This window comes from Furfurilactobacillus sp. W61-4 (assembly GCF_057545565.1).
On record NZ_BAAJNZ010000005.1, the window covers coordinates 90,499 to 104,465 of the forward strand.

The window sequence follows — 13,967 nt, forward strand, 5'->3', positions numbered from 1 at the left end:
TTTGATCTAAGTTTAACGAATATCAGTTTACCAAATGAATAAACCAACCATCCCGGCAGAAAGTAGTGAAACTAAAATCCCTGAGAGGAGCATGTAACCAACGTTGCTGGAAACCATGTCGTTCTTTTCTTTACCAACCATTCCTTTGAAGGCACCGATGATCATCCCGGTAGTCCCAAAGTTGGCAAACGAAGTTAAGAAGACCGTCAATACGGCACGGTAGTGAGGAGCAAAGTGGTTAATCTTGCCAGTCACTTGACCCATAACAACGAATTCATTCGTAACTAACTTCAACCCCATCAATTGAGAGAAGTCCCAGGCAGTGTGAACGTTTAATCCCATCAACCAAGCTGGAATAAACATGACAACCCCAAGGATACTTTCTAGTGATAATGGCTTCCAAATCAGACCCAACAAACGGTCGATTAAAGCCGCTAGAGCAACGAAGGCAATAACGTTAGCGGTGATAATCAAGACTAACGTCCCGGCACCGAGGATCGAGTCCCCTAAGAATGAGAAGAATGGTTCGCGTTTGCCGTTAGCTTCTACCGCGCCAGTTTCTTGCGCAGCTGCTTCACTTTCACCAGGTTCGTCAGCAACGTTCCCGATTTTAGCAATCGTGTCGTCTTCTGGTGCAACGTCAACTGGGTTCAACATGTTCGTTACGATCAACGCGTTGATACAGTTCAACGGTACGGCCGTTAAAACAAATTGACCAGGAACCATTTGTGTATAAGCACCCAAAATGGAAGCCGTCACACAACTCATGGACATCATTGCCAAAGTGACATCACGTTCTGCCTTCATGGTTGTTAATTGTAACTTTGAAACGGCTAGCGCTTCAGTGTTACCTAAGAACATCATTTCAACGGCAAAGAATGATTCGAACTTTGGTTGGCCCGTAATAAAGCTTAAGCCACGACCAATCCATTTGATAATCCAAGGCAATACCCCGATATAGGTCAGGATATCAAACATTGGCACAATCAATAAGATTGGTAGCAATGCACTGGTGATGAAGTTAACCGGCGCTGGATGCGTCCCGGTTGCCCCAACCCAGTTAGGTAAAGCAAAGTTAATCCCTTGGTAAGCCACTTGAACTAACCAGTTAAAGCCATCAGCAGCACCTTTAACCGCATCACGACCACCGGTGAAACTCGTCAATAACCAAGCAATGACTAAGTTCAAGACCACCATAATCCCAACTGAACGCCACTTAATCTTGGAACGATTCTTGGAAAGTGCCCATGCAATACAGAGGTAGACGAGCACACCAATGATGTTAACAACTAAGTACATCAATATATCCTTCTTTCTAAAATGATTGGAGATATGTTCCACTTGAATGCTCCCATTCAAGCTAGCTACCGCAACTTAGATCTCACCCCTCTTTGAGCAGATGACCGTATCAGAAAAAAACAAAATAATGGCAGGTTGTTCACGCCGTAAAGAAGTGACTGATACACCCATCCTGACCAATTCATAGTACCGTTATTTTCAGAATGTGTAAACATTGATTCGTGGGGAGTCCCGATTTTTTAACGACTAGCCATTTTTGGTGGTCCAAAAAGCTGTTTGAAACCGCTTGCGACTAGTAATTTCCGAACTAAAGCAAGTATTAACCTTTATCATTTATTTTTAACATTTGTCCAACCTCACAACTCCGTTAAAATGAGCTTATCCGTCGTAACGCACCCGTTGTGTTTATCTTTGCGGTATGTGATGGAAATTGATGGTTGTTAATCAATCGAAGCCATTTCACCAATGTTGGGGACTCTCTGCCTGATCCATATTCTCAAGGCTCAATTGGCAAAATATTCAACTGAGTCGCTGATCAGTTTATTTTGCAGACTCAAGGATGCGTCAATCCTGGTACACTTCAAATGACGTCTAGCTGCAAAATATGAGTTAGTAAACGTAAACCGGAAAGTAGACTAGTCTGAACGTTAGCGGACTTCGCTTACGATAAGGCCTGACTGTGAATCCGGTGGTCTTCCGGGTTCAGAGCAGGCCAACCTAAGTAATCCAGCGCTAGCCTAAACTGATGGCTCGCATACTGGTAAAAAACGCGCTCGCCAGATCTAAGTCCTGTGCACAACCAACAACCGTAACTGGGCCAAGATCGCCCAATTACGATTGTCCGTTGTTGCTCGGCCTCACCCGGTCTGGCTCACGCTCTAAGTTCATATCAATTGACTTCCATTCATCCACGCGTTAAAGTGTGTACATCAAAAAGGAGGTGATGCCCTTTGACTATCGGAGATAATCTTAAGGCATCAGCCAACGTGAAGGTTGTCGTTCGTTAATTCGTCCGATCTACCGGTGACTGATGTCATTAAGAAAGGCCCTGGGAAATGTAAATCCCAGGGCTTTTTGTTTGTGCTTGTTCTTGGTATGATCAGGAAAACAAACGACAAGTGAGGCAGATCATGGCAGTTTCATCTTTTGCGTACCAAGTTTTCGCAACGGTCGTTGAGCGGCATACATTTTTAGCCGCCGCAACGGCGCTCAATATTACCCCTAGCGCCGTTAGTCATTCGATCAGCCAGTTGGAAAATCAGCTTGGCTTTCCACTGTTCATTCGTCGACGAACCGGCGTCACGCTCACGGCGGATGGTAAAACCGTCTATCCGATTATCCAGGACATTCTTAATTCTGAACATCGTTTAACCCAAGAGGCAGCCAATATCAATGGTTTAACTAACGGGACTTTGCGGCTTGGCGCATTTTCATCAGTTCTATTGAACTGGCTACCTGGGATCATCCGTGAGTTTCACCAAGCTTATCCAGAAATCAATGTCAGTATCTACCAGGGCAATTTCAACGATATTGCTGAGCGGGTTCGTTTAGGCACGTTAGATGTTGGTTTTTCGGCCCTGCCCATTGAAGAGAACGTCCAGATCCACGCCTTAATCAAAGATGAAATTTTTTGCGTCACACCTAAAGATTACGTGCCCCAAAATGGTCAGGTCGTCACTAGTCGTGATGTGGCGAATCAAACCTTCATTTTACAACAATCTGACTATGATCGTGATACGAAGCTCACGCTCGATCGATACAACGTGACCCCCAACTCACTGACTTATTCGGTCGACGATGCTTCGATTATTTCCATGGTCGAAGCTGATCTTGGCTTTGGTGTGCTACCTGATTTAGCCCTAAAACGAGTGAGTGGTGATGTTAATATTTATCCCTTTGACGAGCCGCACTACCGCACCTTGTGTGTGGTCGCGAACAAATCTTTAGCGTCAGCGCCCACCACCACTAAAATGATGCAGGTTATTCACCAGCAACTGTTAGCTCAATATGGTCAACAATTACTCTGGCAAAAATAAAAATCCGTTTTCTTCGCTAACAATTAAGGCGAAGAAAACGGATTTTTTTGAGTCATCGTTCCTACTCTAAGCGCTTGGCGCTTGCTTGGTTAATAAATCTACCAGTTCATCGGCACTAATTTTACCGAAGTAATTAGCTAATGGCAGTTTGTTTAAAACATCGGCAACACTTTGGCGATCATACCGTATGCCCACCAACTGTTTTTCTACGTCACTAATCGGCGCCTGTCCGAAAAAGTCACCACTAATCATCATTTGAGTAATACGTCCTTCATCCACATCAAATGAAAATTCGACTGTCCCTGCTGGAAAATGGCGGCGACGTTGAACACTAAACGCTGGTGATTTGCCGTAAATCCAATCCCAATTTTTAAAATAATCGGTTACCAGTTGTTGTACGCCAGCGCGAGCTGACGCATCTAATTCATAAGGTGTGGCCTGACTTAAATCACTGATCCCAAGAATTCGTTTCGCAAGCTTATCACGAAAAGATTCAATTGTTAGTTGCTGATAGGCTGGTTTGAAGTATGGTTTCAGGTTAGTTACGCGACTCCGGACCGATTTAATTCCCTTAGACGCGATTTTATCTGCTGGCACCTTTAGTGCTTTAGCAAGCACCGACTGATCCACGTCATACATCAACGTCCCATGCGAAAACATCCGCCCATTTTCGGCGTGCATCGCATTGCCAGAGAACTTTTTACCGTCAATCGTCAAATCATTACGCCCTGTCATCGCGGCCCCAGTTGCGCCTAGTTCATGCAACGCCTTAATCACTGGATCAGTGAATCGTTTGAAATTACCGACTGCGTCCCCATCATCTTGCGCAATAAAACTAAAACTCACATTTCCCAAGTCATCGTAGACTGCCCCACCGCCAGAGGTCCGCCGTGTCAAAATAATGTGATGTTGATCGACATAGTCTTGATTAATTTCCTCCAATACGTTTTGGTACCGGCCGACAATAATGCAAGGATCGTTGATATAAAAGTAAAGAATCGGCTCTGATAAATCGGCATGTTCCATCAAATAGGTTTCAATCGCTAAATTCTCACGAATATCGCGACTTTTGCTCGCTAAATATTTCATGTGTCACTCACCTCTGTTGGTATTGTAGGCCTCTTTTGGCTGCCGTGGTTGAAAATCATCAGTCGTTTGGCCAAATTAAAAACGGCGCTGGTCCAATCACCCCGATCAATGGGATTTCGGATCAAGTACCGTTTTAAAAAGACTATTCTTGCTTATTCCACAGCTAATGATTCAATTGGGTCTAGCTTGGCCGCCTGGTGGGACGGAGCCAAAGCCGCCAATAAACTTATGATGACACTCACTAAGAGCCCGAAGATGACATAGCCGCCGGTCATCTGAATAATGGCGAAGTGAATGGCACCACTCGCGAAGTGGTTGATCAACAACTCAACCAGCCAGGCGAGGATAACCCCCAGGATGGCACTAAACAACCCAATGAAGAAGGCTTCTGAAACAAACAGGTTGCGAATATCACTACGTCGAACCCCTAAAGCCCGTAATACCCCAATTTCTTTGGTTCGTTCAGAAACACTGATGTAGAGCACGACGATAATCATGATTGCAGAGACTAATAATGAAATAGCCGCAATCCCTGCTAGAACGTAGAAAGCCAAGGAAATGTAGGTATTTAGACTATCCAAGATTGCGCCAACCCCAGTAATCGTAAAGGCTGTTTTACCATTAGTCTTCAATGCTTTGATCTTATTTTGAACCGTTTTGGTTGTTTGAACATCTTTCGTTGAAACAGCCGCGAAATTAGGCCGCAACGTGACGTGTTTCTCCGCGTACATACTTTGTAACGTCGCATAAGACATGGCATCGGTACCAGAATTGATAATCCCGGAAACCTTTAAGTTACGTTGCAAGCCAACCGGTTGATTATTGTCATCAACCGTGGTTGTACTAAAGTTCAACGTCTTCCCAATCAATGACTTATAGTCTTTATCCAACTTTTTGGCCGTCGCTTTAGTAATCAAGATTTCATTTTTACCTGGTTTACGACCGGTTTTAATGTCGCTAGCTTTTTCCGTCTTATTCCAGGTTTGGAATTGAAAAATCTTCTGGGTCTTGCCCTGATAAGCGACTTGCACACCATTGGCCACATAGCTACCCGGTACGACCTGGGTGACACCACTAATCTTATCAATTCGATCCCGATCCGCTTTCGTCATTTCAACAGCTTTGACTGATTCTTGGTTGGTCTTCTTCGCGACTTGAATGGTCGTCGGATTGATTTGACTCATGATTTGATCGTTCATGTAAGCCTTGACCCCGTTACCAAGGGCTAGCATCAAGATGACACTAAAGATCCCAATTGATCCACCGAAGATAATCAGCAGGTTACGTTTGGTGTTGTACTGCATGTGTTTCAAGCTCATCTTTAATGTGGAACGAAAACTCAAATGCTTCGTTTGCGTCGACAATTGCTTGCCTTCAACAGGAAAGGCTGGCTTTAATTCTCGGTCTTCATTGATCTTGCCATCTTCCATGTGCACAATACGCGTTCCGTGTTCGGCGACTGCTTCACTATGGGTGACACAGATGACCAATTTGCCACTTTCAGCAATTCCATCCATCAATTCCAAAATTTCTTGGGTATTTTGTGAGTCCAACGCGCCAGTTGGTTCATCAGCAATGATGACGTCTGGATCAGATGCCAATGCCCGTGCGATTGCGACCCGCTGTTTTTGTCCACCGGAGATTTGATTAGGATATTTGTGGATATGTTCACTCAAGCCAACTTGTTCGAGCAGACTTGTCGCCCGTTTGACCTGCTCACTATGCGATAGATTCGTCATTTCTAAACTCACCATGACATTATCTAATAGCGTCAGGTGGCTAATTAAGTTAAAGCTTTGAAAGATGAACCCAATCGTCTGCCGGCGATAGTTGTCCAGCTCCCGGTCATTGGCAGCATGCATTGACTTCCCGTCTAATAGCACATCACCTTCATAATTGCGGTCCAATCCACCGATGATATTCATCAGAGTTGATTTACCACCACCAGATTCACCTAAAATCGACACGAATTCACCACGTTCGAATTTCAGGCTAATGCCTTTTAAGACCGGAAATGGTTCTTTATTCACGTAATAAGACTTGTGAATGTCCTTTAATTCCAGAAAGCTCACTATGTCGCCCTCACAATCATTTATAAGTTTAAGATCGATTGACTATAACAGTAGCAAACTCATCATTAGTACACAAATAATCAACGACGAGATTTCAAACCCTTACTCTTTCTTAATTAATTGTTTCCTGAGGAAAGATAGCTTATTTCTTTAAATAAATAACCACCTGCAATTAAATACATCGCAGGTGGTTATTCATTCAATCGATAGCCAATAACTATTTACCAATATAATCAGCAACTGGCTGAAGTGGATCCTCTGTTATTTGCTTCAACTTTGCATCAGTGCGCTTAAGTCCATCTAACACTAATTTTTTGCCATCATCAGTCAAGTGAACCTGTTCACGGCGGCGATCGACCTCACTACGCTCCGTGATTAACGCCCCGTTTTGTAATAAACGCTTTAATTGACTGGATAATACCGAGCGACGAACCTGCAACCGATCGGCCAATTCGCTGACGCCAAAGACACTATCGTTTTGATAAACCGTAAATAAAATTCGCCACGCGCTCTCATTCATATCGCCTGAATCGATCACGTTCGCCTGTTTAACTAGTGCACTAAGCTGGTAATAACGTTCAATGTAATCCCTTGCAGTCATTGTCAATCCCTCATTTCGTCAATCGGTCATTTAGCAACCAATCTCGTATGTAAAGTGTCGTGAATCACGGCTTTGGTACACCAACAACACTGGAAAAAACCAACGTTTTTTCCAGTTATTTTTTTGCCGTCAGACGCTCATGGTCAACTTGATAACAACGGCATTTTGCCATCGTTAAATCCCACCCTGTCCTTAAACGAAAAAACGTTGGTTTTTTCCAGCCGAATCATTACTATCTTATATTTTACCATTATAAACTTTTTCATATATCTGTTCAACCGTTAATAGTGTCGCCCTGATTATATTTTGAATCAAAAATGATCAAGCTTCGTTCTATCTCACTTGACGACTTTTTGAAAGTTTATAAACGTATGATTCGCTGACCCCAAATCGTTCACTCAATTCCCTAACCGTAAACCTGCGTTTGGCATGTAACGTGCAAACTTTATCTTCTTGCTCTGGCGACAACTTTCGCCGCCGACCGAGTGGTTTATCAGTCACCTTCAAGGCATCACGGGTTCGTTCACTAATCATATCTGCTTCTAATTCCGCCACGGCTGACAGCATATTAAACATAAAGCGACCATTTGTGGTTCCAGTATCCAAATTGTCATGAATCGAGCGAAAACGAGCCCCGCGTTCATCTAGCTCGGCGACGATGTTAACCAGCTGGCGGACACTACGTCCTAAACGATCAAGCTTGTAAACAAGCAACGTGTCGCCTTCTTCTAAACAGGCTAAAGCTTTAGTTAACTCTGGCCGACTGGATTTACGCCCAGAAATCTGCTCGGAAAAAATTTGTTGCGGGTGAAATTTTGAAACGGCTTGGCGCTGAAACTCGATGCCAAGATCTTGGTGGTTGGTGCTGGTTCGTACATAAGCGATTATTTTTGCCATAGTTTCTCCTCATTTTTTATGTTTCGCCAGTCAATTATACAGCACCGAAACATTGCACGAGTTATAATCGTTTACATGCTTCCCTTATTTTTAAAAGTTAAACACTTCGCCAGGTGCAAGCACCTGGACAACGCCAGTCGGTAATTTAGTTTGTAACTCTCGGGGATCCTGCTGAATTGTATCATATGTGTTGTAATGCACAGGAATCACTGTTTTCGCTTGTAAGCGTGTCGCACACATTGCCGCTTCACTGGGACCCATTGTAAACCGTCCGCCAATTGGTAACACGGCAACATCAATATTAAAGGCCTTGCCGAACAACCCCATATCACCAAAGTTGGAAGTATCTCCCGCATAAAAGACGGTTTTTCCCTCTGCCCGAATAAGAAAACCACAGGCATCACCAACATAACGGGTCTGACCGTGCAACGTTAGACTAGCACTATGCTGGGCGTGCATTAATTTAACAAAGCCAAAGGGCAACGTGGCACTACCGCCTAAATTCATTGGGTAGCCGCTGGCACCTTGCGTTTCAGCGTAATTAGCTAATTCGGTGACGGCAATAATTGGGGCTTGATTGGCGATCGAAAGTTCGATCATATCCCCAACATGATGAGCATGACCATGAGAGACAAAAATTGCGTCAACATGATGCGGTAACGTGAGGTCGGACTGCGGATTACCCGTAATAAATGGATCAAAAATCAAGACCTGTCCCGTTGATAGCACCAATTCGAAGCATGAATGACCATGGAAAATTAATTTCATTTTAGTAACCTCCTACCAGGCTGTTTATCAAACATTGTTATCTGCATTATAGGAGGGTGTCCGACAAAAAGCCTGATTTGTCCTTCAAAACTAACTATAAGACTGAAATCCATTTAATCCGTAAGTAATGCAGTGGCATAGCACTCGCTCACTTCCAAATATAAATAAGTTGCCATTAATATAACAATCTATGCTAGCACTCAACCAAAATGTAGTCCTACTCAAACTACCCTACCCGCCCTTATAAAAACGCAAAATTATTCGTCCAGCTCTTGCAATGCTATACTTGAGTTGAAGCCTTCTACTGTTCACAAACTAACGACAAGGTGGTTTTTATTATGAATAAAGTAATTCTTGTGGCCGTTGATGCCTCCTCAGAAGCTGGTAAAGTATTGAACTATGCTGCTAAGCTAGCCAAGTTGGATGGCCTTAATTTACGTTTACTAAGCGTTATCCATTCCACCAGTAACCCGTACAACATTAGTGTGACGGCCAACGACATCATTACCCGCAACGTCACCATGAACGGTGAGATCGAACATGAAAACGACCACTTGTTACAAAACACGCGTAATTACCTGGAACAGCTTGCTCATGAACAAGGTCTAAATCCAGCCGACCTTGATATTCAAGTGCTCGAGGGTAATACTAAACAACGTCTAGTTGATGCGGTCAGTGAACCAGATGTGACCGAGTTAGTGATGGGGGCCCTTGGGACTCACCGCCTAACCGGTAATCTCCTTGGTTCCGTGGCAGATTACGTCATTCGCCAGTCGACTAAGACCGTCACCGTTGTTAAGTAACTGTTATCGATAAAGAAAGGATCTACCCTCACGACTTACTATGATATTTTTGGGACGGCCCATACGGACTGCCATAAAGTAACCAGTCAAAATCACTATGCCCGCGTTTTCTTCATTGAAGATGGTGCGGGGCGGCGGTTCGAATGTCTTAAAGAAGATCCTGAACCGGTCAAACGTCCGGGCCTCAGTACTGAGCATTTCCACACTGGGGCGCCAACAACGGCAGCCGGCGCTTACTATGATGTGGCCAAACGAAACGACCCACGCGTTTAATTCACTTTAGTATTCCAATATAAAAAAGATTCGAAAATCGAACACCAAATGATTTTCGAATCTTTTTTAGTGGTTCGCGTCATTCTAAACAAATCCCAACCTGAATCAGTTCCAAATACTATCTATTCTCGTGTTCTTCGATGATATCTGACAAAGGTCCAGGCGCTTAGCCCGATCAAGGCTAACAATTCACCGATAATGAGTAGTAACCAGCTGGATCCTGCCGACCAGCCATTCGCGCTCGTCGTCGGTAATCCTAAAGCTCGCTGAACGGGGGTGGGTAACATCCCGGCCGCATCCGCTTTAAGCTGTTGCGTGATCGGTTGAGGTGTCGCTTGCGATCCGCCAGCTGACTGACCTGCATTTTGACCGGTCTGACCACCTTGATTTCCACCGCTACCGCCAGTATTGTCATCATAGACTTCAAACGTATTATTTGTATATGATGACGCGCTGGCCGGAGTTATACTGACGCCGATCATGATCCCGGCCATCAAGATAACGAGGAAGCTTTTAATCCACTTCATCATCCACCTCATTTCCGGCGGAGTTCACCAATTGCCATTCAACTAGCACTCGATAATGGCCCACATCCGCATGTGACTGGGCGGGAATCATCAGCTGAGCATCCGTTACATCGTTGGTATATCGTCCACCCGTCAGACCATTTTGGGGTGCGGTTACCACCCGACTCGCCTGCTGCGAAATGACGACTGGTGCTTGATCTGCCAAGGTAAGACTCATCGTGGTTCCGATCAATTCGTGAGCCGTCGTTTCATTTTGAACGGCCACCAAGCGAGCATTCACTGACCAAGGGTCTTGGGCTTGCTCACCTGACGATCGTTCATCGCTAACAACCAAGTGCCCATCTGGATGTCCATTCACCGATTCAGCGGTCATTGCGTCTAATGATTCTGTTGGTGCATCCATGACTGCATCACGGTGAACGCGCTCAAAGGTTAATTGCGGTACCGAATCTAACCGTAGCGGGCGAATATTCGAATTATCAATCGTCACTTCGCCGACCGACGTCCCGGTCGAATCCGCTTGAACAGATAAGCTGCCTAAACCACTGCTGAGTCCTAGCGCTGTTGTAACTAACATGAGCAGCGCTTTTTTCTGCATGATCATCTCCTCCTTTCATTAATTGTTGTGACTAATTCTAATTACCGTTTCCGCCGGCCCAACCAGAAGGCTAATCCAGCGATGATGATGACAAGCACACCACCGACACTCACGTAGAGCCAGGTTAAATCACGTTTCGGTTGATTGCGCAGCTTATTATTGAGTTTAGTGGTGTTGTCATCAATCGTGAAGTTCTTGCTAAAGTGCCATGTCTTACCCTTACGAGTGGCAGCAATCTTTAAGGTATAATCACCAGCTTTAAACTTGTCATCATCTAGCTTGACCAAGTTGGTGAACAACGTATTAGGTGCCATTGACACGTCTTTCTTGGTGTCTTCATATAGCACTTTGTCGCTGCCACGCTTAGTAATGGTGGACTTCACTTGCAACTTACCAAACAACACTGGTTGCGTGTTTTCCAACTGAGCAGCCACGACAGCCTGCCCATCTTCAACCTTAGGCTTTACGCTGTTCAACTTTAACGCCGGCTGAGCAGTACCTTGACCATGTAAATGCGCACCGACCAGCATCGCAAACTTATTCTCGATCCCTAAACCATCAGAACGGTTGTTAGCCTGGTGCTTATCTTCCTCAGGCGTCACGTAAAAGCCACCGAGAATATCGCCCTTAAAGCCTTTTTTCGGTACTGAGAGCGTAAAGGTAACTTCCTTAGACTCGTCAGGTGCCACATCAACCTTTTTCGTCTTTTCTTTGATCAAGTCACTAAACTGATACTTCGCGCTCGCTGACTTCTTAACGTTTCGCTTACTATATTCGATCACCCCATTGCTATTGGTAAACGCGTCATTAGGGCTGACCAACAGTGTTTGCGTCTTGGTCGTCGTATTTTTCAACGTCACTGTCAGCTTCTGCTTTTCGCCTGGTTTAGTTGCTAAATCAAAGTAAGAAACATCTTTATTCTTTTGGTTGTCAGGCAGTTGCGCCGTTACCGTAAAGCCTGCACCATCCGCGGCATTCGCTGTAGTGGTGTTGACTCCCACTAAGACAGTCAAGCCCACCATCAGGAGGCCAATTAATTTAACAAATCGTTGCATCATTTTCATTACCGTCACCTTCTTTGGGTTGTTGATTAAAAAAGGTGACGGCGATTGGCCATTCACCTTTGGAAAAGATTAGTGGTTATTTAACTTGTGGTGCGTCGGAAAGGGTCCAAGTCATCGTTGCACTGTGAGCACCTGTAGTTGTACTATCCAAGTGCGAGTTACGTGGTAAATTCAGTACGGTGTCAGTCCCTAGCTTCATCGCCGCCCGAGCATTAGCTGCCTTGGCGGCGCCATCAGTGGTACTATCTAAAACTTTACTGGTTACTTTGCTAATTTTTTTGCCACCTGTCACCGCCCCGGTACTTGCAGTTAGATTCCCCATCGTAATGTTATCGACATTAATATCTTGCCCACTACCTTTAAAATTGGTCATCGAAGCCGTTAGCTCCCAATACTTATTATCTAAGTCACGAGTATCTGAGATTTTCAGTGTATTATCTGTCGGAACAGGCTTATCATCACGCGTTGTGCCAGTTAATGGTCGGGTGACTGAGCCACTAATTAAGTCTTGTAACCCGACTGATCCGAAATCCATGTTAGGCGCTTGGTCGAAAGATAGTGTCTTACCGCCCGGTGCATTCGGATCAATATTTAACGTCGCTTCAGTTTCTCCATTGAACGACACATCCGCATTCGCGACCATTGGCGCAATACCACCCAAAGCTAAGGTTGCAATCGTCGAAAGGGTAATTAATTTTGTTTTAATCATAGTGAATTCTCCTTTTTAATTGACTTATTGTTATTTAAAAACTAAATCCCATCTAATTGGTGCACTATAATTTTCACTTAGATACCCAACGTCAGGAACGTTAATTCCGAATAGAATCGGGGGGATCTCATCAACCTGATTTTCTAAAATAGTTTGTGTTTCACCTGGATTTAAAGTCTTCGATCCAGACGTAAGTGCATTTAGTTGGCGAAATGGATTTTCTATTGGCATTGTATCTGCTTGGTTCGTTGCTTTTAGGGAAAAAGGCGTCTTGCCGGTATTCTGTTCGAGGTCAAATACAAATGGCTGTTCAGTAATCTGACCTAGTTTATCAATCGTTCCGAAATCAAGCTTAGGGACTGTAAGTTTAAATTTTTCACCTGATGAAGTGAATTTCATCCAATTACTCTCAGACCGAAAAAGCGGACCTGCTGCCTTAAATTGGATCATAGCTTCATTCGACGCATCTTCATTGGTGAAGGTCAGAGATCCGTCTGTATTTTTTACAGCTCGAATTTGATCTAATGTATTTCCTTCTAAATCTTCGAGTTTTATTTCGTCATCATAATTTCCAGATCCAGGATTCCTAGCAATTTCAGTCCAAGCCCCACCTTTTACTGTTCGATATGAAAGTGTATTTTCCAAAATCAATGAATCCCATTTGATTGTAAATCTAACCTTATCGCGGTAAGAAATCGTGCCAACATTGGTCTCTGAATTATTTGAAGCTGACTGCCAACTCCAAAATGTCTCAAAGTTCATTTTCGTTTCTGAGTCATTAACTAACACTATACCTGTAGCGTCCCAAGCTCTTGAATCTTTATTCGTTGTCCTATCATCTATAGTACCTTGTTCCGATTCAGTACTATAATCACTTTTAGGACTAGTACTAGGAGATTCCGAAACCTGAGTTGACGTGGCATCATCGCCATTAGTCTCTTTTTCTACTTCATTTTCCGGATCTATCAATTCGGCCACACTAATCTGAACTTGTTTCATCCCAGTCAATACATTCTGCACCGCCTGACCGTCCGCTTCTTCAAAGATGTCGTACCCGATGGTCAAGGCTGCGTCACTCATCACTCCTTCCTCATACTTGGTCTTAAAGGTTGCTAAGTACTGTTTGGCATCTGCGTCTTTGGGACCACGATAGCTACTCCCAGCACGTTCGTTGGTAAAGGCCACCGCTTGACCGCTATCGCTGGTGACCGCAAAATCTGTCACCTCAGTT

13 protein-coding genes are annotated in these 13,967 nt (G+C 44.2%); 2 read left to right on the forward strand and 11 right to left on the reverse strand.

The window, feature by feature from the left end; all coding sequences use genetic code 11:
* Positions 1-27: 27 nt before the first annotated feature.
* Positions 28-1,299: a NupC/NupG family nucleoside CNT transporter gene (locus tag AC27FN_RS07560; protein WP_487167395.1), complete on the reverse strand. Its 1,272-nt coding sequence runs from the start codon at positions 1,297-1,299 to the stop codon at positions 28-30.
* Between the two features lie 1,130 nt (positions 1,300-2,429).
* Between AC27FN_RS07560 and AC27FN_RS07565 the strand changes: the two genes are divergently transcribed.
* Entirely contained in the window at positions 2,430-3,335 is a 906-nt protein-coding gene (locus AC27FN_RS07565; protein ID WP_487167396.1) for a LysR family transcriptional regulator, read from the forward strand.
* A 66-nt stretch (positions 3,336-3,401) separates the two neighbouring features.
* Here AC27FN_RS07565 and lplA read toward each other — a convergent pair whose 3' ends face one another.
* From lplA to AC27FN_RS07590, 5 genes are all read right to left on the reverse strand, one after another.
* Entirely contained in the window at positions 3,402-4,424 is a 1,023-nt protein-coding gene (gene lplA, locus AC27FN_RS07570; RefSeq protein WP_487167397.1) for a lipoate--protein ligase, read from the reverse strand.
* 152 nt (positions 4,425-4,576) lie between these two features.
* The gene (locus AC27FN_RS07575) at positions 4,577-6,496 is read right to left on the reverse strand and encodes an ABC transporter ATP-binding protein/permease (protein WP_487167398.1); all 1,920 of its coding nucleotides are present in this window, start codon (positions 6,494-6,496) and stop codon (positions 4,577-4,579) included.
* A 217-nt stretch (positions 6,497-6,713) separates the two neighbouring features.
* Positions 6,714-7,097, reverse strand: a complete 384-nt coding sequence (locus tag AC27FN_RS07580) for a MarR family transcriptional regulator (protein WP_487167399.1) — start codon at positions 7,095-7,097, stop codon at positions 6,714-6,716.
* Positions 7,098-7,430: 333 nt separating this feature from the next.
* Positions 7,431-7,994 carry a recombinase family protein gene (locus AC27FN_RS07585; RefSeq protein ID WP_487167400.1) on the reverse strand — a complete coding sequence of 188 codons (564 nt, stop codon included), beginning with the start codon at positions 7,992-7,994 and terminating at the stop codon, positions 7,431-7,433.
* Between the two features lie 90 nt (positions 7,995-8,084).
* Entirely contained in the window at positions 8,085-8,762 is a 678-nt protein-coding gene (locus tag AC27FN_RS07590) for a metal-dependent hydrolase (RefSeq protein WP_487167401.1), read from the reverse strand.
* Positions 8,763-9,100: 338 nt separating this feature from the next.
* Between AC27FN_RS07590 and AC27FN_RS07595 the strand changes: the two genes are divergently transcribed.
* Entirely contained in the window at positions 9,101-9,565 is a 465-nt protein-coding gene (locus AC27FN_RS07595; protein WP_487167402.1) for a universal stress protein, read from the forward strand.
* A gap of 395 nt (positions 9,566-9,960) precedes the next feature.
* Here the strand turns inward: AC27FN_RS07595 and AC27FN_RS07600 are convergent, their stop codons facing one another.
* The 5 genes from AC27FN_RS07600 to AC27FN_RS07620 form a co-directional block, all read right to left on the reverse strand.
* Positions 9,961-10,365, reverse strand: a complete 405-nt coding sequence (locus AC27FN_RS07600; RefSeq protein ID WP_487167403.1) for a hypothetical protein — start codon at positions 10,363-10,365, stop codon at positions 9,961-9,963.
* Positions 10,352-10,963 (reverse strand): hypothetical protein, encoded by a 612-nt coding sequence (locus AC27FN_RS07605; RefSeq protein WP_487167404.1) that lies wholly within the window; start codon positions 10,961-10,963, stop codon positions 10,352-10,354. Before AC27FN_RS07605 ends, AC27FN_RS07600 begins: the two co-directional genes overlap by 14 nt.
* A 41-nt stretch (positions 10,964-11,004) precedes the next feature.
* Positions 11,005-12,027: a WxL protein host-binding domain-containing protein gene (locus AC27FN_RS07610; protein ID WP_487167405.1), complete on the reverse strand. Its 1,023-nt coding sequence runs from the start codon at positions 12,025-12,027 to the stop codon at positions 11,005-11,007.
* Positions 12,028-12,103: 76 nt separating this feature from the next.
* Complete coding sequence (locus tag AC27FN_RS07615) at positions 12,104-12,736, reverse strand: WxL domain-containing protein (RefSeq protein ID WP_487167406.1); 633 nt, start codon at positions 12,734-12,736, stop codon at positions 12,104-12,106.
* Positions 12,737-12,766: 30 nt separating this feature from the next.
* A complete protein-coding gene (locus AC27FN_RS07620) occupies positions 12,767-13,960 on the reverse strand; it encodes a hypothetical protein (protein WP_487167407.1) in 1,194 nt (397 codons plus the stop codon).
* Positions 13,961-13,967: the final 7 nt, after the last annotated feature.